The sequence below is a fragment of the Aquirufa beregesia genome, assembly GCF_011090385.1.
Classification (GTDB): Bacteria; Bacteroidota; Bacteroidia; order Cytophagales; family Spirosomataceae; genus Aquirufa; species Aquirufa beregesia.
The window spans coordinates 338122-362048 of record NZ_SEWW01000002.1; the positions used below are offsets into that span (position 1 = coordinate 338122).

20 protein-coding genes are annotated in these 23927 nt (G+C 39.6%); 6 read left to right on the top strand and 14 right to left on the bottom strand.

What is annotated here, in order from left to right; translation table 11 throughout:
* Positions 1 to 47: 47 nt before the first annotated feature.
* The 5 genes from EWU23_RS05435 to EWU23_RS05455 are packed head-to-tail and all read right to left on the bottom strand — an operon-like array spanning position 48 to position 6039.
* Positions 48 to 530: an Lrp/AsnC family transcriptional regulator gene (locus tag EWU23_RS05435; RefSeq protein WP_166229616.1), complete on the bottom strand. Its 483-nt coding sequence runs from the start codon at positions 528 to 530 to the stop codon at positions 48 to 50.
* Between the two features lie 4 nt (positions 531 to 534).
* The gene (locus EWU23_RS05440) at positions 535 to 1020 is read right to left on the bottom strand and encodes a gliding motility lipoprotein GldH (RefSeq protein ID WP_166229618.1); all 486 of its coding nucleotides are present in this window, start codon (positions 1018 to 1020) and stop codon (positions 535 to 537) included.
* On the bottom strand, positions 995 to 2398 hold the full coding sequence (locus EWU23_RS05445) for a PSP1 domain-containing protein (protein ID WP_166229620.1): 1404 nt from the start codon (positions 2396 to 2398) through the stop codon (positions 995 to 997). The genes EWU23_RS05440 and EWU23_RS05445 overlap by 26 nt, the downstream gene beginning before the upstream one ends.
* A gap of 24 nt (positions 2399 to 2422) precedes the next feature.
* Positions 2423 to 3709, bottom strand: coding sequence for a phosphoribosylamine--glycine ligase (gene purD / locus EWU23_RS05450; RefSeq protein WP_166229622.1), 1287 nt, complete (start codon positions 3707 to 3709; stop codon positions 2423 to 2425).
* Positions 3710 to 3717: 8 nt separating this feature from the next.
* Complete coding sequence (locus EWU23_RS05455; protein ID WP_166229624.1) at positions 3718 to 6039, bottom strand: RecQ family ATP-dependent DNA helicase; 2322 nt, start codon at positions 6037 to 6039, stop codon at positions 3718 to 3720.
* A gap of 88 nt (positions 6040 to 6127) precedes the next feature.
* On the opposite strand from EWU23_RS05455, the gene EWU23_RS05460 reads away from it, so the two are divergent.
* Complete coding sequence (locus tag EWU23_RS05460; protein ID WP_166229626.1) at positions 6128 to 7096, top strand: KpsF/GutQ family sugar-phosphate isomerase; 969 nt, start codon at positions 6128 to 6130, stop codon at positions 7094 to 7096.
* 2 nt (positions 7097 to 7098) lie between these two features.
* On the opposite strand, the gene EWU23_RS05465 is transcribed toward EWU23_RS05460, so the two are convergent.
* Together EWU23_RS05465 and crtD are read right to left on the bottom strand one after the other, a co-directional pair.
* Complete coding sequence (locus EWU23_RS05465) at positions 7099 to 7572, bottom strand: DUF4293 domain-containing protein (RefSeq protein WP_166229628.1); 474 nt, start codon at positions 7570 to 7572, stop codon at positions 7099 to 7101.
* Between the two features lie 23 nt (positions 7573 to 7595).
* Positions 7596 to 9065, bottom strand: a complete 1470-nt coding sequence (crtD, locus tag EWU23_RS05470) for a 1-hydroxycarotenoid 3,4-desaturase CrtD (protein WP_166229813.1) — start codon at positions 9063 to 9065, stop codon at positions 7596 to 7598.
* Between the two features lie 105 nt (positions 9066 to 9170).
* On the opposite strand from crtD, the gene aspS reads away from it, so the two are divergent.
* Complete coding sequence (gene aspS / locus EWU23_RS05475; protein WP_166229630.1) at positions 9171 to 10931, top strand: aspartate--tRNA ligase; 1761 nt, start codon at positions 9171 to 9173, stop codon at positions 10929 to 10931.
* Here the strand turns inward: aspS and EWU23_RS05480 are convergent.
* Genes EWU23_RS05480 through EWU23_RS05495 form a run of 4 tightly spaced genes read right to left on the bottom strand, consistent with a single transcriptional unit; the run spans position 10926 to position 14435 of the window.
* Positions 10926 to 11567 carry a carbonic anhydrase gene (locus EWU23_RS05480; protein WP_166229632.1) on the bottom strand — a complete coding sequence of 214 codons (642 nt, stop codon included), beginning with the start codon at positions 11565 to 11567 and terminating at the stop codon, positions 10926 to 10928. The genes aspS and EWU23_RS05480 overlap by 6 nt on opposite strands.
* A 2-nt stretch (positions 11568 to 11569) precedes the next feature.
* The gene (locus tag EWU23_RS05485; protein ID WP_166229634.1) at positions 11570 to 13099 is read right to left on the bottom strand and encodes a SulP family inorganic anion transporter; all 1530 of its coding nucleotides are present in this window, start codon (positions 13097 to 13099) and stop codon (positions 11570 to 11572) included.
* A gap of 44 nt (positions 13100 to 13143) precedes the next feature.
* Entirely contained in the window at positions 13144 to 13497 is a 354-nt protein-coding gene (locus EWU23_RS05490) for a hypothetical protein (RefSeq protein ID WP_166229636.1), read from the bottom strand.
* Entirely contained in the window at positions 13497 to 14435 is a 939-nt protein-coding gene (locus EWU23_RS05495; RefSeq protein WP_166229638.1) for a toxin-antitoxin system YwqK family antitoxin, read from the bottom strand. The genes EWU23_RS05490 and EWU23_RS05495 overlap by 1 nt, the downstream gene beginning before the upstream one ends.
* Before the next feature lie 120 nt (positions 14436 to 14555).
* On the opposite strand from EWU23_RS05495, the gene fcl reads away from it, so the two are divergent.
* Genes fcl through EWU23_RS05510 form a run of 3 tightly spaced genes read left to right on the top strand, consistent with a single transcriptional unit; the run spans position 14556 to position 17235 of the window.
* On the top strand, positions 14556 to 15494 hold the full coding sequence (fcl, locus tag EWU23_RS05500; protein ID WP_166229640.1) for a GDP-L-fucose synthase: 939 nt from the start codon (positions 14556 to 14558) through the stop codon (positions 15492 to 15494).
* A gap of 11 nt (positions 15495 to 15505) precedes the next feature.
* Positions 15506 to 16237: a class I SAM-dependent methyltransferase gene (locus EWU23_RS05505; RefSeq protein ID WP_166229642.1), complete on the top strand. Its 732-nt coding sequence runs from the start codon at positions 15506 to 15508 to the stop codon at positions 16235 to 16237.
* A gap of 5 nt (positions 16238 to 16242) precedes the next feature.
* Positions 16243 to 17235 carry a YhdH/YhfP family quinone oxidoreductase gene (locus tag EWU23_RS05510; RefSeq protein WP_166229644.1) on the top strand — a complete coding sequence of 331 codons (993 nt, stop codon included), beginning with the start codon at positions 16243 to 16245 and terminating at the stop codon, positions 17233 to 17235.
* On the opposite strand, the gene EWU23_RS05515 is transcribed toward EWU23_RS05510, so the two are convergent.
* Positions 17232 to 21212: a S8 family serine peptidase gene (locus EWU23_RS05515; protein ID WP_205753086.1), complete on the bottom strand. Its 3981-nt coding sequence runs from the start codon at positions 21210 to 21212 to the stop codon at positions 17232 to 17234. The genes EWU23_RS05510 and EWU23_RS05515 overlap by 4 nt on opposite strands.
* A gap of 36 nt (positions 21213 to 21248) precedes the next feature.
* Positions 21249 to 21836 (bottom strand): ribonuclease HII, encoded by a 588-nt coding sequence (locus tag EWU23_RS05520; protein ID WP_166229648.1) that lies wholly within the window; start codon positions 21834 to 21836, stop codon positions 21249 to 21251.
* 54 nt (positions 21837 to 21890) lie between these two features.
* Between EWU23_RS05520 and EWU23_RS05525 the strand changes: the two genes are divergently transcribed.
* Positions 21891 to 22589 (top strand): porin family protein, encoded by a 699-nt coding sequence (locus EWU23_RS05525; RefSeq protein ID WP_205753087.1) that lies wholly within the window; start codon positions 21891 to 21893, stop codon positions 22587 to 22589.
* Here the strand turns inward: EWU23_RS05525 and EWU23_RS05530 are convergent.
* Positions 22586 to 23926 carry a dihydroorotase gene (locus tag EWU23_RS05530; protein WP_166229652.1) on the bottom strand — a complete coding sequence of 447 codons (1341 nt, stop codon included), beginning with the start codon at positions 23924 to 23926 and terminating at the stop codon, positions 22586 to 22588. The genes EWU23_RS05525 and EWU23_RS05530 overlap by 4 nt on opposite strands.
* Position 23927 lies beyond the last annotated feature (1 nt).

The following is a 23927-nucleotide window of genomic DNA, read 5'->3' on the forward strand; positions in this document are numbered from 1 at the left end:
ATTCAAGTTAGGTAATTTTATTGGCGCATCTACCCCAATTTATAGGTTTAGCTAGTTTTTTCTTGATTTAACCAAGGTAAAATGCTTTCATTTTGTATTTGATTCATCACAAAGTGACTTTGCGCATTGCCAATATTCTTGATACTCGCCAGTTTATGTAGGATAAAATCTCGATATTCATCCATATCTGCCACCACAATTTTAAGCAAGAAATCACTATGTCCAGATACGCAGTAACATTCTTGGACTTCCAATAAATTCATCACATCCTCTTCAAACTGTTTGAGGTATTCGGCTGCATGTTCTTTTAAAGAGATATCACAAAATACGGTGAGGGATTTACCTAATTTATTGGGATTGATGGTGGCTTTATAACCTGTAATTACTCCATCCTTTTCCATACGCTTAATACGTTCATGGATAGGAGTGGGGCTCATGCCTAAGCGCTGAGCCATGTCTTTATTGGACATGTAGGCATCTTCATGTAAAAAGGCTAGGATTTGTTTATCAATATCATCAATCTTGGACATGAGATTAGGGATTAGGGACTAAGGAGGCTCCAACAGAAATTATACCAGCTAGGGTATCCGTTCGCATGTCATGCGATAGTAGTAAACTATATTTTCCTTTTCTGGGGAATTTTAATTGCTTAAAAATCAAGAATTTGTGGCTGTAAATATCACCTAAACCTTCTCCTTTGGCTTTGCCTGACTTGGGGTCATATAAAATAGCTTCTGCTAAGGCTTGTTTAATTAATTTCCCATCTGCTCCCAGCACTTTGGGGATGAAATAAAAATTATTAAAGGGATAATCGTTGGATTGACGTAATGCTACGTACAAGCTATATGATTTATCCAGGTCTTTGATTTCAAAAGGGTAGCTAATCTGATTTTTTTGCGGCCAGCCCTGTTTCCCCATTTTGCTTGTTTGATCAAATACCTGATCACCTTGACAAGCCATCAAAAAGCCCAAGGAAAAAAATAACAGAAAGAATTTAGGCAGTGGGTGTCTCAGGGCCATTTCTAGGTGGTCTGGGTTTAAATTTCTTTTTGAATTTCTTTTTAAATGGTTTTGGGGTTGTTTCTCCAGCATTTTCAGCGCCTTCTGGGGCATTGACCACAGGAGGTTTAATGCTGTTTTCTGGACCATCTGAGCTGCCTTCTGGCTTGTTTTGTGGCTTATTGGGATTATTTCCTGGGCCCCTATTCCCTTTTTGGAAATTACCACGCGCTTTCTGATCTCCATTATTTCTTCTTGGATTATCAGAGCGTTGACCACTAGGTTTCCCTTTGCCATATTTTTTGTCCATCCTTTCCAAGTCTGAATTTAATTCAGACAATTTAGGCTTTTCAACCTCTGGTACGTCTGGATTCAGATTTTCGAAGGAATCAGGAATGATACCTTTTTTATTTAAGTCAATGATTTCTTTAACACGGTCACAGGTTACGGGAATCCAAATGGACTCTTCGCCAGCATAACCAAACCACATCATGCGTTTAAAGATGTCAGTTTTTTGCAAAATAGCATCTCCTCGCTTGGTTTTTAAACGGCCCTCGATGGTCGGGATTTCTTTCAGGGCATCCATGTAAGTCTCCAATTCATAATTGAGACAACATTTTAAGCGCCCACACTGACCACTTAATTTGACAGGATTTAAGGATAGATTTTGATATCGAGCAGCCGAGGTAGTGACATTTTTGAAGTCGGTAAGCCAAGTAGAACAACATAATTCTCGTCCGCATACGCCAATTCCACCCAATCTTCCAGCTTCTTGTCGCAGGGAAATCTGCTTCATTTCCACCCGAATTTTAAATTCTGTTGCCAGCAGTTTGATTAACTCTCGGAAATCTACACGATCATCTGACGAATAATAAAATACAGCCTTCGTTCCATCTGAAAGGAACTCCACATCGGAAAGCTTCATGTTCAACTTTAAATCTCCAATGATCTGGCGGGTACGATAAAGCGTGGGTAAATCTCTTTCTAAGGAATTACGATGCTTTTCTTCATCTTTATCCGTAGCAATGCGTAAGATATCTTTGAGCGTATCATCGTCTTTGATGCCTTTTTTTAATAATTGTAAACGCACCAACTCCCCTTGAAGTGAAACAACGCCCAGCTGTACACCAGAAGAAGAATCCACCATGACGGAGTCACCAGTGTGTAAAGCTAATTGGTTGGGATTGCGGAAATATTCTTTTCTTCCTGCTTTGAATTTTACTTCAACCACATGAAAACGCTGAAATAGAGGGACATCCAAGTCGGATAACCAATCAAAAACGTTCATTTTGTTGCAAGCGCCTGTACCACAACTTCCATTGCTTTGGCAGCCTGAAACTGCACTATCTGCTGATGCCTTGGATCCACATGATCCAGTTGAACACGATTTACATGCCATAAGTATATGTGTCAATCGGTCTCATTACGACTTATATCGTAATACATCGAGACCAATATCTCGTCTAAAGTTTTTACCTTCAAATTGAATGGTTTGAGCCGCCTTTTGAGACTTTTGAATGGCTTTTTCCAAGGTATTCGAAGTGCCTGTTAGGGCCATTACTCGGCCTCCCGAGGTAACAATTTGTCCGTCTTGCTCACGGGTCCCAGCATGAAATACTAGGGCTTCTTCTACTTTTTCAATGCCTGACATGATATCACCTTTTCGGTAATCTTCAGGATAACCTCCTGCCACGACCATAGTCGTAACGGCATATTGGTTAGAAATCTGTAAACTTTCGGTTTTTAATTTCCCTTGAGCCGCCGCAAGAAGCAAAGATAAGAAATCTGATTCGATTCTTGGCAATACCACCTCTGTTTCGGGATCTCCCATGCGGGCATTGTATTCAATCACGTAAGGTTCTCCCTCGTGGTTCATTAAACCAATGAAGATGAAACCCTGATAAGGGATGTTATCGGATTTTAGTCCTTGGATGGTCGGTTCAATCACTTTTTGTTTGACCAATTCCATGAATCTTTCTGTAGCAAAAGGTACTGGAGAAACGGCCCCCATACCCCCTGTATTTAAGCCCTCGTCGTTTTCGCCAATACGTTTATAATCTTTGGCTTCTGGTAAAACCACATAGTTTTCGCCGTCTGTCAAAACAAAAACGGAAAGCTCGATTCCACGTAGAAATTGCTCAACGACTACCTTTGAACTGGCTTCGCCAAATTTGGCATCATAAATCATTTCTTTGAAAGCTTTTTCAGCTTCTGCATGGCTTTGTGCAATGATCACTCCCTTACCAGCCGCAAGTCCATCTGCCTTTAAAACGATGGGCAGAGACTGTGTAGCCAAATAGGCTAGACCCTCTTCTCCATTATCTTTTGTAAATGTTTTGGAGGCAGCGGTAGGAACGCCATGTGCGTGCATGAAGTTTTTAGAAAAATCTTTACTACCCTCTAATTGAGCTCCTAGGGCACCAGGTCCTACGATACCAACATGTTGTAAATCATCTTGTGATTCGATAAAATCACGAACTCCTTTGACTAAAGGTTCTTCTGGGCCAACAATCACTAATTCAATATGATGGGTTCTAATGGCCTCCACGATGGCCGAGAAATCAGAATAACCAAAGGGTAAATTAATACCTAATTGGGCTGTTCCCGGATTTCCAGGAGCTACGTATAATTGACTTAATAATGGACTTTGGGATATCTTCCAGGCAAATGCATGTTCTCGTCCTCCGGATCCCAAAAGTAATACATTCATAATATGTGTTAATTGGCTAGTTCACTTAAAAATTTAATGCGCATTAATCGCAACTCTTCTTCACTTACGTCGTCTATATTGCAATTGTCTAAGGCTTCCGTAATATTATCGGTATCTGAACTCAAGAAGTAATCAAAAATTTCTTCTTGCTTGTCAGGTTCAATGACTTGATTGATGTAATAATCTAAATTCAGTTTAGTCCCTGAATAACAAATGGCTTCAATCTCTTCAATTAGTTCAGCCATGCTTAACTCTTTTTGATAAGCAATGTCATCTAAATCAATTTTACGGTCTACTTGCTGGATGATGTAAATCTTGATTTTGGACTTATTAACCGTTGACTTTACTACTACCTCACGGGCCGTTTCAATTTCATTTTCATCAACGTAGCGATTGATAACATCCAAGAAAGGTTTACCAAATTTGATCACTTTCCCCATGCCTACCCCATTGATTTGGGCCATTTCTTCTTGGGTACTTGGATACGTAGTGGCCATCTCTTCTAAAGATGGATCTTGGAAAATTACATAAGGAGGAAGATTTTTCTCCTTGGCTAATTTCTTGCGAAGGTTTTTTAATAATTCAAATAACGCATCGTCATAGGCTTTTGCACCTACTCCAGCATTCATTTCGTCGTTTTCATCGGGCTCCGCTTCTTTCTCATAATCATGATCTCTGGAGAAAGTAACGGGATATGAATCTTGAATGAAGTTGAGTCCTTTTTCGCTTAATTTTAAGACACCATAGTTTTCAATATCCTTAACTAAATAACCGTGAATGGTAATTTGTTTGATGAATGAAATCCATGGCGACTTCTCATCGTCTGCATGATGCTCCTTCTGAGACTTCTTTTTGAGCTTAGGTTTTTTAGGTGTTGGATTGTCCTCGTCTTCATCATCATTGTCCTCGTCATCATCGTCGTCCTCTGCCGCTTGCGCATTCCATGAAACAGTTTTCCCAGCACCAAAGACAGGCAATTTATCGTGATCGTAACTTTGAACATATTGATTTACTTTGCCTTCCAACACATCAGCAATGTGTTCTGCATCAAATTTCTCTTCTGTTTCTTGGATAGCTTGTAAAACTAAAACGACTTCTCGTTCTGCTTTGAAAGTCGGTGTGGGATGTAGGCAGTTGTCGCAAAAGCCACAATTTTCCGCCATATATTCCCCAAAATAATTGAGTAATTGCTTTCTACGACAGACTCCTAAATTGGCATAATACACCATCTCGGCCAATAATAATTTGGCATTCTCTTTTTCAGATACGGCTTTATCCTTATTGAACTTATCTAGTTTTAATATATCATCGTAAGTATAAAATAAGATACAGGTTCCATCCAATCCATCTCTACCAGCCCTCCCTGTTTCCTGATAATAACCTTCTAGGGATTTAGGGGCATCATAATGTATGACAAAACGAACGTCGGGTTTATCAATCCCCATGCCAAAGGCGATGGTCGCTACCATCACTTCCACCTCTTCATTCAGGAAAGATTCTTGGTTAGCCATTCGGATGGCAGGATCTAAGCCAGCATGGTATGGTAGGGCCTTAATGCCGTTGACGTGTAATAAATCAGCAATTTCTTCTACCCGTTTTCTACTTAAGCAGTAAATAATACCAGCCTTACCAGAATGGCTTTTGATATAACGAATAAGTTGTTTGTCAATATCCTTTTTGGAGCGAATTTCGTAGTAGAGATTTTTCCGGTTAAATGAAGTTTTAAAGACCTGGGCATCCTCTAAATTCAACGTCTTTTGAATATCCAATTGCACTTTTGGAGTAGCGGTAGCCGTCAAAGCAATGATGGGTAATTTCTCATCAACTGACTCAATGATGGCACGAATTTTTCTATATTCAGGGCGGAAATCATGTCCCCATTCTGAAATACAATGTGCTTCATCAATGGCTACAAAGGAGATGTTGGCTTGTTGTAAAAAGTTGAGGTTCTCCTGCTTATTCAAAGATTCAGGAGCAATGTACAATAGCTTTACTTCGCCACTTAAAACTTCATTTTTTACCCGATTCATTTCGGCACGGGTCAGAGAAGAGTTTAAAAATTGAGCATTGACACCAAAAGCGACCATTTGATCAACTTGGTTTTTCATCAAGGCGATTAAAGGAGAAATAACAATGGCTGTACCTGGCATCACAATAGCCGGAAGTTGGTAGCAAAGGGACTTGCCTGCTCCAGTAGGCATGAGTACAAAGCTATTATTCCCTTGAAGCGTATTTTGGATGATAGCTTCCTGTTCTCCACGAAATTGGCTAAATCCAAAGGTCTTTTTGAGATGCTCCTTTAACGTTTCGTTGGAAATTTGAATGGGCATAATTTTAGGAACTACTGGTATGTTTCACAATGTAGAAGAATTATTCGTACATAGTTAATTAACTTTGTGTACTCAAATTCTACTAAAATTGAAATTAAACAAAAATATTCAATCCACAGCAAAAAAAGTTTTAACCCAAGAAGCAGAAGCTATTTTACAAGTTAGCGCTGCTATAAATTCTGAATTTGAAGCTTGTGTGGAACATTTATTGGCTAATCCAGGGAGAATAGTCTTTACTGGAATAGGTAAATCAGCTTTAATTGCTCAGAAAATTGTGGCTACCCTTAATTCCACAGGAAGTCCTGCATTGTTCATGCACGCAGCAGATGCCATCCACGGGGATTTGGGAATGATACAACGTGGAGATTCGGTGATTTGTATATCCAAGTCAGGAGATACACCAGAAATCAAAGTTTTAGTGCCATTAATCAAACGATTGGGGGTTTCTTTGATTGCGATGGTTTCCAATAAACAATCCTATTTAGCGCAGCAATCCGACTTTGTTCTTCATGCTCAGGCTGATTCAGAAGCGGATTTGTTGAATTTAGCTCCTACCACTTCCACCACCGTAGCTCTAGCCTTAGGAGATGCCTTGGCCGTATGTCTGTTGGAATGTAAGGGTTTCACCTCCCAAGATTTTGCCAAATATCATCCTGGCGGAGCTTTGGGTAAGCGCTTGTATTTAAAAGTGGAGGATATATATCCCCAGCATGATTTTCCTCGAATTTTACCTCAAGCCACTATTCAGGAGGCTATTCATGAAATTAGTTCCAAGCGATTAGGAGCGACCACCGTAATGAATGAAAAAGAGGAATTATTGGGAATTATTACGGATGGAGATGTTCGTCGAATGCTAGAAAAACAACAAGATTGGGCAAATATTCAGATTGTTCACATGATGAATACCCAACCTAAAACGATATCATCTGAAGCCTTTGCCACCGAGGCTTTAGCCTTAATGCAAGCAAAAAATATCACGCAATTGGTCGTTCTCGAAAATGAAAAGGCCGTGGGATTTATACATCTCCACGACCTTTTACGGGAAGGAATCGTGTAATATTACCGCATACGATTCGACGATTGTACCAGCATTTCATCTTTCCGGATCAAGCGATTCGCAATCATATTGGCTAATAATGCCACGATTAAGGCATAAAACCCTAAGTCATAGGCGCCTTGCATTTCTGGATTAAATAGGGGAATCGTTTTTTTATAAATGGTATAAAAACTATATCCCATGGTGGCTGCAATTAACATGGAATTGACTAATCCCAAGGCCATTTGGCGCATTCTGTTCTTAAATTGGAACAATATGAAGGCTGTTAAGGCAACTGAAATCAAAAGTAATATCAGTGGAATGTAATTCGCTTCTATTTGCGTTTTTCCTTGTATTTGAGAAGTCCATTCAGAAATAAATACGTGTGCAGTTTCACCTGACATGCCAGTTTTGGTCCATAATGGCCAGCCAGCTACCACTAAGATCTCAGCAATAATGACAATAAGTAAAAAAATAGATTGGGGTCTTTGAATCATGATATTTCATATTTTCTGCGAAATTACGCATTTTCTTGAAAAAGCTTGGAAGCAATTTTGGCAGATGACAAGCAAAGGGGAATTCCTCCTCCTGGATGCACACTTCCTCCAATCCAATACAAGTTTTTAATGGCACTACGGTAATTGGGATGCCGTAAAAATGCGGCAAATCGATTATTGGAAGCATTTCCGTAGAGTGCTCCACCCGAAGAAGATGTGCGCTCTTCAATCCTTCTTGGATCTAAATAGTCTTCCGCTACTAGGCACAAGCTGATGTCTTCTCCCAAAGCCCGGCTGATTTTTTGAATCACTCTTTCTCGGGTTAGTTGCACTAATTCATCCCAGTTTTGCCCTTGGTTGGCAGGGGCATTGATTAAAATAAACCAATTTTCTCCACCTGGAGGGGCATCCACAGGAGCTATTTTGCTGGAAATATGAAGGTATACCGTAGGGTCATCCAACAAGGTTTTGTCGGCAAATAGCGCTTTGAATTCTTCTTGATATTGCTCAGAAAAGAAGATATTATGGACGCCTAATTCATCCCATTGTTTGTTCATCCCCCAATAAAAAATAATGCCAGAACTCGATTTTTCTTGTTGAAGAAGCCTTTGGGGTTGAATTTGATCTGGGAGTAATTGTTGATAAGAGGGCCTTATATCCATGTTACTTGCCAGAATGTCAAATGGATATTTTCCTTTAGCCGTTTCTAAACCCACCGCTTGATTATTTTCACAAAGTATCCGATTGACCTTTTCATTGAAATGAAATTGTACACCTAGATCTTGGGCAAGTTGGTACAAGGATTGGGTAATGGAAATCATGCCTCCTTGAGGGAAAAAGGCTCCTATATTATATTCTAAATGAGGAATGATGGATAAAGTTGCAGGTGTTTGGTAAGGGTCTGAACCATTATACGTGGCATATCGGTCGAATAATTGAACCGTTTTAGGGTTTTTAAAGCGGTTTTTGTGCAATTGGTGCATGGTGGAAAACATGCCTAAACGAGGAATGTTCCAATACCCTTTCCAGGCCTTTTTACTGAGCCAGGTACTAGCTTGATGTAAGGAATTTTCGAGGAAAAGTTCGGAAATGATTTGGTATTTTTCTTGTAAACCTAAAATGAAATCATGTACGTTTTTCTCGTTTTCACCCAAATTTTTGGCGATTTCATGGGCTGTATCTGCGGGGTTTTCCAGGGTACAAAGGCGGGTATGGTCTTCCCAAAAATAGCGGCAAACTTCAGGTAATCGACTATAGTTAAAATAGTCTCTTGGGTCTTTATTGGCTAAGGTGAATAATTCATCCACCAGATGCGGAAGGGTAAATAAAGAAGGGCCCGCATCAAACCGAAAGCCTTTGATTTGGAATTCAGACAACTTCCCGCCAGGAAAGGAGTTAGCCTCAAATACTTGGACTTGATGACCTAAACAAGCCATGCGAATAGCAAAAGCCAACCCCCCAACCCCCGATCCTACAACCCCAGCTTGTTTCATAGTCATTATATTTCTGCAAATGGCCTAACTTATTAAAAGGACAAAATGTTTAAAACGGATATTTTCCGTAATTTTGCACAAATTTTTTTAATCTGAGAATAAACTATGCTACGCACTCATACGAATGGCGAATTACGATTGGATCATGTTGGGCAAGAAGTTACCTTATGTGGTTGGATACAGCGAACAAGGGATAAAGGGGGAATGATTTGGGTTGATTTACGTGATCGCTATGGTATCACGCAGCTGATGTTAGAGGAAGGTAAATCAAGTACAGAAGCTTTAGCCATGGCTCGTAATTTAGGTAGAGAGTTTGTTGTGGAGGCCAAAGGTGTCGTGGTGGAGAGATTAGCCAAAAATGATAAGTTAGCCACTGGGGATATAGAGATTAAGGTGAGTCAGATAAAAGTCCTTAATCCAGCTAAATTGCCTCCATTTTTGATTGAAGATGAGACAGATGGTGGGGAGGATATACGTATGAAATACCGTTACTTGGACCTTCGCCGTGCTCCTATTCGTGAAAGTTTGCGTTTACGCCATACGGTTGCCAAAGAAGTTCGTCGTTATTTGGATGACGCGGATTTCATTGAAGTGGAAACGCCTGTTTTGATTAAATCTACCCCAGAAGGAGCACGTGATTTCGTTGTGCCTTCACGTATGAACCCAGGTGAATTTTATGCTTTACCACAGTCTCCACAAACATTTAAGCAACTCTTGATGGTTTCGGGTTTTGACCGTTATTATCAATTAGTGAAGTGTTTTCGGGATGAGGATTTGCGAGCTGATAGACAGCCTGAATTTACGCAAATCGACTGCGAGATGTCTTTCGTGGAGCAAGAAGATATTTTAAACATGTTTGAAGGTTTGATCCGTCATTTGTTTTTACAAGTGAAAGGATTGGATATCGGAGAAGTATCTCGGATGACCTATGCCCATGCAATGAAATATTATGGTTCTGATAAACCAGATATCCGTTTTGATATGCATTTTGTGGAATTGAAAGGGGAAGAAAATGACCTGACATCGGGTAAAGATTTCCAAGTATTTGATTCGGCATCGCATGTGGTTGGTATTTGTGTGAAAGGTGCGGCTGAATATACGCGCAAGCAAGTAGATGAGTTAACGGATTTTGTTCGTCGCCCCCAGATTGGTGCAAAAGGATTAATTTATGTTCGTCATCAAGCAGATGGATTGAAATCATCCGTAGATAAATTTTATGGAGAAGAGGATTTGAAGAAATGGTCTGCGGCCTTTCAATCGGAGCCTGGAGATTTGATGTTGATTTTAAGTGGAGAAGGGGATAAGGTGCGAAAGCAATTGAATGAGTTGAGGTTAGAAATGGGGACTCGTATGGGATTGCGTGATCCAAATAATTATAAGGTACATTGGGTGGTTGATTTTCCTTTATTGGAATATAGTGAAGAAGAAAATCGCTGGTTTGCGATGCACCATCCATTTACAAGCCCTAAGCCAGAGGATATTTCATTGATGTTGGCAGGTGATTTGGGCAAAGTAAGAGCTAATGCCTATGATTTAGTGGTGAATGGAGTAGAAGTAGGTGGAGGATCTATTCGTATCTTTCAAAAAGAGCTTCAATCAACGATGTTTGAGGTTCTTGGATTTACAGAAGAAGAAGCTAAAGCGCAATTTGGCTTTTTATTAGATGCATTTGAGTATGGTGCCCCTCCTCATGGCGGATTAGCCTTTGGATTTGACCGCTTATGCTCTTTGTTTGGAGGTTCTGAATCGATTCGAGATTACATCGCATTCCCTAAAAATAATGCAGGTAGGGATGTGATGATAGACTCACCATCACCCCTTGCCCCTGCACAATTAAGGGAACTAAAAATTAAGACGGATTTATAATTCTTCGTCGAAATTGTAAGAGAACACTGAACTTTGCCATTCATTTGGATTAATGTTCAAGATTTCTTTAATCTCACCATGATGCATATCGAATACCCAGCCGTGAAGGTATGGGTATTCGAATTTTTTCCAAGCTTTCTGTACAATCGTCGTTTTCGCTAAGTTGAGCACTTGTTCTTTTACGTTCAATTCAACTAATCGATCAAACTGCTCTTTTTCGCTAGGGAGTTCCTGAATTTCAGTGAAATTCTTTTCATAAACTTCCTTGATGTTTCTAAGCCATTTATTGATTAGACCATAATCTTTATTGGTCATAGCTGCACGTACACCCCCGCAATTATAATGCCCGCATACAATCACATGTTTTACTTGTAATACCTCCACGGCATATTGTAACACAGAAAGCAAATTCATGTCGGTATGTACCACCATATTGGCCACATTTCTATGGACAAATATGTCGCCAGGGTTAGCATGGGTGATTTCCTCGGCAGGAACCCGACTGTCCGCACAGCCAATCCAAAGAAAAAGGGGTTTTTGGTCTTTGGAGAGGTTGTCAAAATAATGTTCATCAACGGCCAATCTTTCAGAGGCCCAAGCTTTATTACTTAATAGGAGTTTTTTATATTCTTTCATGTTTATTTTCTTTTGATTTCGGCCTCTATGCCTCTTTCGTGTGCTGTATTGATAAATTCTTGAATGAGTAATTTAATATCATGGTCCATGAAATGAACTTTTGTGGTGTCTATGTACACCTCAGAGCCCGATGGAATCTTTCGGAAAGTTTCTTTCAAAGCCATTTTATGTAAAAAGGTTACGTCTTTTTGGAATTTAATCAAAATTTCATTTTGACTAGTAAAAACCGAAAATACGGAGGAATAATTGGTTACAATGACAAAACCAATGCCCACGATTGTTCCAATAAAAATGCCCCATAGTAAGTCGACCAATACGACCACGATAATGGTTATTAAAAATGGTATCCATTGTTTCCAACCCTCAGAAATGACTTTTTGGAACTGGCTAGGATGGGCTAGTTTATATCCCGTGTAAAGTAATATGCTGGCTAAGCAAGCCAAAGGGATTTCATTCAAATATTGAGGCAATAGTAAAACCGCCAATAACAAGAGAATTCCATGAAAGAAACCTGACATTTTACTCTTTCCTCCGGCGTAGACATTGGTCGAAGAACGAACAATCACGGATGTAATAGGTAAACCTCCTAAAAAGCCAGAAAAGATGTTTCCCATCCCCTGAGCTAAAAGTTCCCGATCAGCAGAAGAAATTCTTTTGGCAGGATCTAGGGAGTCAGTGGCTTCTAATGATAATAGAGATTCTAAGCTGGCAACTAATGCTAATGTAATGGCTAGGCTATACACTTTAGGGTTGCTTAGAAATTCCCAATCCGGGAAAACCATGGCTTGTCCAATTTCGGCAAGATTAGAAAAAAGAGGTAAGCCCACCATGTGTTCTTTGGAATTACCTAAATACCAATCTGGCATCCAAACGGTATAGGCGCTATTGATGAGAACACCTAAGATAACCACAAATAAGGAAGCAGGCATTTGGCTGAGTAAGGGTATTTTTTTACTAAGGGGTGTCCATGAAAACAATAAAATTAATCCACCAAGAGCAATAATCAATGCCCCAGGATTGATGGATAAAAGCGAACCTACTAATTCACTAAAGGTATTTTGTCCATCAGCACTTTGGTTAAACTCAAACTCCCCAATGAAGTCTAAATCATCTCCAATGGCATGGGGAATCTGTTTTAAAATGATGACAATACCAATGGCCACAAGCATCCCACGGATGACAGATGAAGGGAAAAAACTCCCCAATTTGCCCATTTTGGCCAGCCCTAATACCATTTGGATGATACCTGCTAAAATAATAACGACTAAAAAACCAGCAAAAGAGCCAATATCTACAATGGCATTAGCCACAATGATGGTTAGACCTGCAGCTGGTCCACTGACAGATAATTGAGAACCGGAGACCCATGAAACGATGGTTCCACCAATGATACCAGCAATTAATCCGGCAAGTAAAGGTGCCCCAGAGGCCAAAGCAATACCTAGGCATAGTGGTAGAGCGACCAGAAAGACCGCAATTCCTGATTTCCAATCCCCTTCTGCGAAGGATTGAAGATAATTTTTGAATGACATATACGTGTGGTTTGATTAAAATCTACAATAAATAAAAATGGAGATTAACCACGCATATCTGGAGGAGGGGAAAAGCTTTGTAAATGAGGATGGGTCAACCTAAATGGTTGAAAAACATGGGGATCCTGAATGGATTCTGAGTAAAATGTGAATTTTGAATCTTCGTGTTTGGAGAAAATGGATAAGCCATGCTGCGAGTCACCTTCCTCTTCTTCTTCCTCTTCTTCGCAAAGCTCAACCCATGGGGCCATGAACATTTTTGATTCTAAATTGTCTGTTTTAATGGTTGTTTTTGAAACAGGTATAGTGGACACTGCCGTAATGGAATTAAGCTGCGAGTAAACCGTAGCTACCATCAAGAAGGCAAAGGCCAATAAAGTAAAACCTAGCTGTTTCATTAGTCAAATTTCTGGGTACTTTGAAAGATAATTTTAGCTTGATTATCTCTCTCTTGCACTAGAACTGGCACAAAGTTATCAAATTTATCCTTTCCATAGCGCCATTCTTTTTTTAATCTTCCGCCACTTCCTTTTTCATGATATTCTCTCCAGCGACCTACCTTGACACTATCATCTAATTTCCCCTCTTCCTTGAGGAGGCCATTGGGATAAAAAGACAAAAATTGCCCAGCTATTTTGCCATATACTTTAGGGATAACTTCTTTTATCTTTTTTTGTTCTTTATCATAATAGGAAATGATGGATTCAGCCGGAAAGCCTTTCTTGTAATATTGTTTATTCTCTAGCTCAAACTCTTGACCGTAATTTTCCCAGCGACCATCTTTCACTCCCATATAAAAATCCCCTTCTTCCACTAAATTTTCATGGATAAATTTTCGGTATGGACCATGACAAATTTGGGCATTTTTACTGTCTTTGATCGGGGAATTAACCACCCTGGATTGAGCAGGATCATACCACCATATTTCCTGGCTATAAGGACTTACAGCTTCATCTTCTACGTATTTTACTACATTTAACTCTTCCACCGTAGCTCTATTGCCACTACCGTAAGTTCCTATTCGGCGTTCGGTTTTGACGCCAAGGTATTCATCTTTAATCTCAACTTTTTTCTTTTTCTGGCTATTTTTTGATTTCGAACCTATGTTTTGTATCCCCAATTCAGATAAAATGGCCTTACTTTCTTTTTTCCAATTGGCACTCTCATCTTTGGTTTTACCCACCAAATCGGAAATACTTTGCACCGTACTTTTATTGCTTTGGCTACTATCGATGGCAGGCTTTTTACTTGTTTGCAAGGCACTATTTTGTGCCCAACTTGGAAAAAATCCAAGTAATAATACACTCACGCCTAGAAGTAGGTAAGATTTAATCATGTGAAATGGAACGATAGCACTGCAAAATTATTTCGCAAATTAAGAATTTAAATAATTAGAACCTGCTTTTATGTATTTTTGCACTCTTATGCAGCTTGTATTATTTAAATATTGAATGAATTGGAAAAAGTAGCTAAAATATATGTTGCCGGGCATCGAGGCATGGTGGGTTCGTCCATCGTTCGTCAACTAATTTTACAAGGATATACGAATTTGATTCTGCGTACTTCTGCCGAGTTAGATTTGCGGAATCAAGCGGCCGTGGATGCTTTTTTTGCTCAAGAAAAACCTGATTATGTTTTTTTGGCTGCTGCCAAAGTAGGAGGAATTGTTGCTAACAATACCTATCGTGCTGATTTTTTATATGAAAACCTAGCCATCCAAAATCACGTCATTCACGCTTCTTTTGTTCAAAAGGTTAAAAAATTAATGTTTTTGGGTTCTTCTTGTATTTATCCTAAAATGGCCCCACAGCCTTTGAAAGAATCCTACTTATTGAGTGGTTTTTTAGAGCCTACTAATGAACCCTATGCCATTGCTAAAATTGCCGGAATTAAAATGTGTGAAGCTTATCGAGCTCAATATGGATGTCAGTTTATTTCCGTTATGCCTACCAATTTATATGGCATGAATGATAATTATGAGTTAGAGAATTCACATGTTTTACCCGCCATGATTCGGAAGTTTCATGAGGCGAAAGAACGGGGGGATAGTTCCATTACACTCTGGGGTACAGGTTCACCCAAAAGAGAGTTTTTATACGCAGATGACCTGGCCAAGGCTTGTTTGTATTTAATGGAAAATTACAATCAATCGGAATTTATTAATATAGGTACCGGTGAAGATGTCAGTATTTTGGAATTAGCGGAGATGGTTAAAAAAATCACGGGCTATCAAGGAACAATTCACTGGGATACCTCTAGGCCGGATGGTACTCCTAGAAAACTCATGGATGTATCCAAATTGCATGACTTAGGCTGGAAACATGAAGTAGAGTTAGCTGATGGGATTCAATTAGCCTATCAAGATTTTTTACAAAACCCTAAATCGAGGAAATAGGAAGGATGCACGTGAAAGAGTGGTTTAGTACCTGGTTTGATTCCCCTTATTACCATATTTTATATGCCCAACGAGATGAGGTGGAGGCTGCGGCATTTATTAGCTCGCTACAAACAAAATTAAAGCTTCAACCAGGCGCCCAAGTACTGGATGTTGCTTGTGGAAAAGGCAGACATGCCATTACACTGCATGATTTAGGATTAGATGTTAAAGCGTTTGATCTATCACCTTCCAATATTGAGCAAGCTCAAGCATTTGCTACCGACAACCTTTCATTTTTTGTTCATGATCTAAGGAATGCCTTGCCACCCACATGGCAGTATGATGCCATCTTTAATTTCTTTACCAGCTTTGGGTATTTTGATTCACAAGAAGAGAATCAACAAGCATTCAAGGTACTGAGTGATGTTCTGAAAACTCAAGGGGTTTTTGTCTTGGATTTTTTCAATCCAAGCTACGTCATTGCCCATTTGATAGAAGAGGAAAGCTTGGTCAGAGGAGGTATTCATTTTCAGATTAGACGTTGGGAATCTGAGGGATATTTATTTAAATCCATCGATTTTGAAGATCAAGGGGAGGCTTATCATTTTGAGGAGCGGGTGGAGTTGATATCCAAAAATGATTTTATAGCCTATGCTGCCAAAGCCGGATTACATTTGGTGGATTTGCTTGGAGATTATAAATTAGGTTCTTTTGATGAAAAGAACTCTACCCGTATGATTTTCGTCTGGGTGAAAAAATAGGCCCCATGGATTTTTTTAATGCATTATGGACTTCCGAAATGCCTGATGGGCATTTTGAAACAAGCCTTCAGGCTATTCCTTTTCATACCCTTCGATCGGATAGAGTACTTATCCAAGTTAGCTATTCATCGCTCAATTACAAGGATGCGCTATCGGCAAATGGACACAAAGGAATCACTCGAGATTTTCCCCATATTCCTGGTATTGATGCCGTAGGGAAAGTGATTCAAGATCCAAGCCAAACGTATGCTCCTGGACAAGAAGTGATTGTTACGGGATTTGATTTAGGCATGAATACCCATGGAGGTTTAGCCGAATATATAGCTGTGCCTGCCAACTGGATAATACCCTTACCTCATGGAATGTCTGCTCTCAAAGCCATGCAATGGGGCACGGCTGGTTTAACAGCTGGCATGGCTCTTGCTGCTCTTTGGCATCATGGAGTTCGACCTAATCAGGGTGAAATAGGGGTAACAGGTGCAACAGGCGGGCTAGGATTAATTTCCATTTTATTGCTGAAACACCTTGGTTTTCAAGTGGCGGCTATTACAGGCAAAATGGACCAATATGAGTTTTTGAAGCAAATGGGAGTAGATCGAATTATCGATCGGGAGGAATTTTTATCCGAAAAACCTCGCGCACTTTATCCCATGCAATTTGCAGGTGCAATTGATGTTGTTGGAGGAGAAGTCCTTAGTAAGATTATCAAAAGTTTACATTTTGGTGGTGCAGTTTCTGCATGCGGCATGGCATCAAGTGTCGAATTACCTATGCAGATATATCCATTTATATTACGAGGAGCCAATTTACTAGGCATCTATTCGGCAGATTCTCCTTTGGAAAAGAAACAAGAAATTTGGGATAAATTAGCCAATGACTGGAATATCCCATTGGAAGCTATTTCCCGTACGATTACATTGAAAGAAGCCCCTGCTTTTTTGACTAAAATTCGAGAAGGTAATCACATTGGTCGAACAGTCGTTCGAATCAAGCCCTAATATTTCATGAATTTTACGGGAGATTGAGTAGGGTAATCCGCCATTCTCAATAAATATGATCCGGAAGGTAAACTTCTAACATCAAGGCTAAAACTATTGTCTGAAATAACAGAAGAACTAATGATTTTTTCCAGAACTTTTTTGCCCTGTAAATCCCAAATCTCAATATGGTATTCATCAGGTATTGGTTGATCAGGCAAGCCTAGTTGGATATATTCTTTCGTCGGATTAGGGAAAAGCGTTAATTGTTGATAAGGGCTCTCCTTTTTAGTGGCTAATATGACCACGTTGATATAATCAGAAACCGCTAAACAACCATTAATATCCGTTACTTGTACTTGATATGCCCCTGATTGAACTGGAATATAGCTAGCTTGACTGGCTCCGGTTATCGCTGTAATGCCATAATACCACTGATAGACACTGGCATTGGTAGGAGCTTGTAAAATACCTGTATTATAAGTGACTGCAGGAGTAGGTACTGTGCCAATATTAATGGTTAAGGCCTGAGTGGTGACAGGGCAAGATCCTCCATAACTTGCTACCATGTCAAATTTCCCTTTTGTGGTAGCTTTATAGGTTAAACTTGTCGCACCTGTTATCGCTTTTCCATTTAAATACCATTGAATCAGGGTGTTGTCTGAAGCCTTTCCTTGAATAGTAACATTAGCACCTTGACAAACGGTCAGGTCACCAAATGGACTAATTGAAGCTATAGGGGCATCTTTGACACTAACGACCACATTGGCCCTTGGGCTTGGACAGCCGAGCGATTTGAATTTCATGTCATAGAAATAGTAATAACCAGACGTAATGATGCCATTATTAAATAAGGCACCTGGAATAGTTAAGATATTGGGAATCGCATAGGGGAATCCGATATTGGCTGGCGCATCTACGGTGTCTGACTTACTGCGGTTACTGCGATAAATGGAGGCCCCATCTAAGCAGGTTTGACTTAGGTAATAGGTCCCAGCATTTGGAATTTGTAAATTAAGAGTAACAAGGACTCCCTCGTCTTTTTTATCATCTACCAGCTGCCCTGTACTTCCGCCACTGCTAATCGTCCTAGAAGCTTTAACTGATTTGGTAATGCTAGAGACAACATTTCCAGTTTCTTTATGGATGACTTCAAAGGTGATTCTACCAGGGGTTCCTACATAAATGCGGGCACTTTCAAAGATAATGGGCACTTTAGCTTCAACAATAACGGTCGGCCCAAATGTGGTATAATAGGTACCTCCTCCAAATTCTGATTTTGTTTTAGGACCAATTCCTCCACTGAAATCATTATAGGCAGCAGTATATTTACTGTTACCAGGCACCTTGATGCTTAATCCTGAACCTATTAAAGAATTGTCACTGTTATACCAAAGCGGTGTCCCAGAAGTGGCTGACAATGTCAATTCGGTTAATCCTGCACATTGGATTCCACTCACAACAGGTGCATTAGGATTTTCTATGGTTTTATTGACCGTATACGTGTTATTTGCCGTATTTTGATCCGTAGCTAATAAAGTATTTAATTCAAAAGAATAAGTTTGTCCTGCCTGTAAATTGAAGTTTCCACTAATGGTTTCCTCCACGTCTTTACCAGATATAATTTCGGTAATTGTCCCTGAAAATATGCCTACTTGAATTCCATTTTGTAGAATTTTTAATTCATAAGGAACATTCATTTGATCTTTCAGGCCTTGGTTTTTGATAACAATACTTAGGCTACTGCTAGAGGAAGAAGCACAAAAACTACCTGTGGGTGAGGTAATGGCTAATGCACTGATGTCATTGGAAGCATTGGCAGTTAGAATGACATATTCTTCGCTTTCTCCGCTACTAATGTTTCCACATGAAGCCGCTAGAGTAGAGTTGTTGCCTAATTCAGTAACTACTCTCATACGATAATATTGGCCAGTTTCAGTGGCCGGGAAATTTGTGGCATTGCCTGAAAATGAAGTTGCCGTAAGTATACCACTATCCAAAATCATTTCTCCAATATCATCAAAGTCTCCATCTTGGTTCCAATCCACAAAAACCTTAGTTTGCTTGGATTGAGAAGTACTGTATTTTAATTCAATGGGAATTTTTGATCCAATTTCAACAGGAATTGCATTTTGTGTAAAATCCTGGCTGCTTGAAACACTGTTGCTAAAAGTTCCTACGGTGAATTTTTCTAAGGTATTGCTTTTGTTTTGGACCGTGATAGCACAATAGGCTTTGCCACCCATTCCTGAAATTAATAGGGCATAATCTTGCTTGGTGTTTTTCAATGTGCCTTTATGCGACACAGTTAAACTATAAGTCTTACCAGGCACCACATTATTGACCAAAATCTGCTCAATATTATCTCGGATATTATCACCGGCCACTGCAGCTTTGGTGGGATTATCTGGATCTAATATAAAAGGCAATAATTGGCCATCTTCTGCCTGTAAACGAATATCCAAGTCATTCATTAACATGGGAATTCGAGAGTTAAGACTTGAAGGGATAATGGGTAACACTTTTCCATTACTACCTTCATAGGCCGGGTCTGTCCAGGCAATGCTTACGTGAAGCTGGCCTTTCCCAGAAGCAATTAAATCCATTTTTCTAGTAGCGCCGTTGGCGAGGGTCTCTTCGGAGATTATATAGGATTTGTCTTTGTTTTGAAGCATTTTTCCCGCTTTCTCCATATCCAACAATCCCCATCCACTGGTATAATCTGGACCAGATTGTCCTACATCAAATGCCGTATGTGTTACTAAACCTCGTAAAGTAGAGGCCCACATGAATTTTTTATTCAATTGTAGGTAGAGTTGTTGCAATAAGAACAAAGAACCAGACACCTGAGGAGTGGCCATGGATGTGCCGCTCATTCGTTCATAGTCTGTATTGCTTAAAAATCCAGTGGAGAACAAATCTTTGCCAATTCCGATGATTTCGGGTTTTATTCTCCCGTCATCTGTTGGGCCACGACTAGAAAAGCTGGTGATGGTAACATCACTAGCTTTGACCGGGGGGGAGGCGAGGGGTTCTGCTGCTCCCACGGAAAGCATATTTTTAGCTGTAGCTGGACTAGCCACGGTATTAAATCCTGTATTTGTGGCTCTTACCACATTGGAAGAGTCTTTTGTGCCACCTATGAGGTAATATTGCCCCACGGGAGGGCCATTTTCATCAGCACTATTGCCTGCGGCTGCTACCATCAAATAATAAGGGGAATTAAAGGCAATTTTATCTTTGGCCTGGGCATCATCATCATAAAATCCAAACACATAATCTTCGGATACACTCATTTTATCATCTCCATACCAGCGGTATTTATTCACATCTGAATCAAAACTCCAACCGGCTATGGCACCATAGGAATGATTACTAATGAGGAGGTTAGGTGATGCCGCACTGATTTTGGCATCATCATTTTGAAAGTCCCAGGATTTTAAAGTCGCTTCAAAAGCCATTCCTCTAGCCTCTGGATTAAAGATTCCGGAGGCAATCATCGTACCACCTACGTGGGTGGAGTGCTCACCGTACGTGATGGTCTTTTCTTGAGCTAAAACCCTTCCTGTTAATTCTTGATGGGTCAATCGAACGGTTTGTTCATCCCAAACGGCTAATTTGCCATATAAGCTATCTGATTTTCCTGTCAAGTTGAGCCCTAATGAGCCTCCTGAATAAAATTGATTGGTTTTCGTAGCGATGGAAGCCATTTTATTAGAAAAAACGCCTTTGTAAATAGGTCTTCCATTTGGATTGATGCTCTGAAGATAAATGGATCTTTTTCCAATTTTCGCTGAAGTAGCAATGCCTTTTTCAGCAGCTAGTTTTTGAACTTTGAGATATAAACTATCCTTTTGAGAACTGAATTGATTGGCAAAGTTTAATATGGCTTTTCTTCTTTCTATTGGATATAATTCACCTTGCCCAAAAATCATGTGAGATGCACCAAGAAAAAGAATGATTGCCGAAAAAAACGTTAATAAAGGTTTCGTTCTCAAATTGTTAGTGGATATGAATTCCGAAAATACTATAAATTATTTGATTTGCACTCGAAAGGTTTTCCGATGAAAATGACACGGGCCATGGGCTAATATCGCTTTCCTATGCTGTATGGTAGGATAGCCGGCATTTCTCTCCCAACCATACTCTGGATATTCTAATGACAGTTTTTCCATTAATGCATCTCGATAAGTTTTGGCTAAAATGGACGCAGCTGCTATAGAGAAAAACGTAGAATCACCTTTTACGATGCAAGTATGAGGGATTAATGGGTAGCTGATAAACCGATTTCCGTCGACCAAAAGATGGTCTGGACGATGTTTTAATTGATCAATAGCTAGGTGCATGGCCAAAACACTAGCTTTGTAAATATTGATCTTGTCGATGGTTGGAGCATCCACTTCCGCAACAGCAAAGTCAATGGCGGCACTTTCAACATCCTTTTTAAGTTGTATTCTTTGTCGGGCATTCAATTGCTTGGAATCAGTTAAAAGGGGATGGTGAAAATCCAAAGGTAAAATAACGGCAGCTGCTACGACAGGGCCAGCTAAACAGCCTCGACCAGCCTCATCAAGACCAGCTTCAAAACCTATATTTGAAAAATAGGGAAGAAGTGTCGACATTTGTTAGTAAAATTAAATTAGTGTTCTTTAAAACGTTCTTAGTACACAAAATTGATGAATAATTCTCTAAGCTATTTCATTCGCCCCAAAATTTATCTTTTGGCGATTTTTTTATTGGCTTTGAACCATCCTGGTATGGCTCAAGTGGATAAAACAAAAAAAATATTTCATCTGGCCGTTAAATCTGTTCGATTTAGTGGAGATGTGGCTAGTAAGGAGGCGTTTTTGTTTAAGCCTTCCATTGAAGTGGGATTTGGTATACAATTACCCATCAATAAGCATTTGAGTTTTAATCCAGAAATTAATTTGGCTCAACGGGGACATCACGGAAAAATGAGTTTTTCTGACTCAACTTATTCGGAAAGAACCATCACCTTGAATTATTTAGATTTGAATCCCAACTTTGAATTGACTTTAGGAAGGGTTTCCGAATTTTCCAGTAATTTTTCTATTTGGGGTGGACCCTATTTTGGAATAGGGCTCTGGGATAACACTTTTGTCGAAAACCGAATAATCAATCCTGCTAAACCGAATAGTTATATCACTGTTTCTAACTCCAGCGAAAGTTTTTCCAGTGATTTTCGTCGTATTGATGCGGGGATTAAGTTCGGAATAGGAATCGTATCTAAGCGTTTTGTGGCAGCAGGTTTTACCTATCAAGCAGGTTTGGCTAATATTACTGCTTCACCCATTAAAACCTACAATCAATCATTAGGCTTTTATTTTAGGGTCTTTTTCGACGATATGTTTTAATCTCGGTCAAAAAGTAGGCGTTTACCTAATTGACTTTCATTGAACTTCCCTTGAGTAAAAGCTAAATGGCCAGATACAAACGTATGGGCAATGCTTGCACCAAAAGTATGGCCTTCCATCGGGGACCATTGACATTGGTAATGGAGATTGGATTTTTCTACTTTTTGGGGAGTATTGAAATCTACAATGGCCAAATCTGCCCAGTATCCTTCTCTGATGAATCCTCTATCTTGAATTTGGAAAATTTCAGCCACAGTATGAGCCGTCTTTTCCGCAATTTGTTCAAGAGAAAGTACACCTTCTGTTGCTAAGTCAAACAACATCAATAAAGGATGTTGAACCAAGGGTAAGCCTGATGGCGACTTCCAATAACCTTGTTGTTTTTCCTCCCAAGTATGTGGCGCATGATCCGTAGCGATAATGTCCAAACTTCCCATTTGTAAAGCTTTTCTAAGGGCATTTTTATGCCTTGAATCTTTGATAGCAGGATTACATTTAATTTGATTTCCCAGCTTTTCATAGTCAGAGGCATCAAACCAAAGATGATGTACACACACTTCAGAGGTAATGCGTTTTTCTTTAGAAGCTTTGTTTGTTTCAAATAATGCCAATTCTTCTTCCGTACTAATATGAAGAATATGCAAGCGAGTATTCCACTTTTTGGCCAAATCGACAGCCATAGATGAAGATAAGTAACATGCCTCCTCATTTCTAATCAATGGATGAATAAAGGCAGGAGCTTCATCAGGGTATTTTTCACGAAATAATTGAGTTCGCGCTTTTACCGTTGCTTCATCCTCACAATGTGTCGCAATCAATAATTCGCTCTTGGAAAAAATATTTTCCAAAGTAAGGCTATTGTCGACTAACATATTGCCTGTGGATGAGCCCATAAAGATTTTTATACCGCAGACATCCTGTTTATTCGTTTTTAATACTTCTTCCAAATTGTCATTTCCCGCACCCATAAAAAAGGAATAATTGGCTAAGGAGGAACGATGTGCTATAGCATATTTGTCCGCTAAAATCTCTTGAGATAAAGCATTAGGAACGGTATTAGGCATTTCCATAAAACTAGTAACTCCTCCTGCTACAGCGGCTCTAGCTTCACTGGCAATATGTGCTTTATGGGTTAAACCAGGCTCTCTAAAATGCACTTGATCATCAATCATACCTGGAAAAATATGCTTTCCAGATAAATCCATGATTTGCTCATTTCCTAGTGGACTAATAGAACTGGCAATTTTGTCAATTCGGCCATTAGAAATGCGTAAATCCCCTTCTACAATCTGCCCTTCATTGACTATTTTAGCATTTTTTAATAGGTAATTTGACATA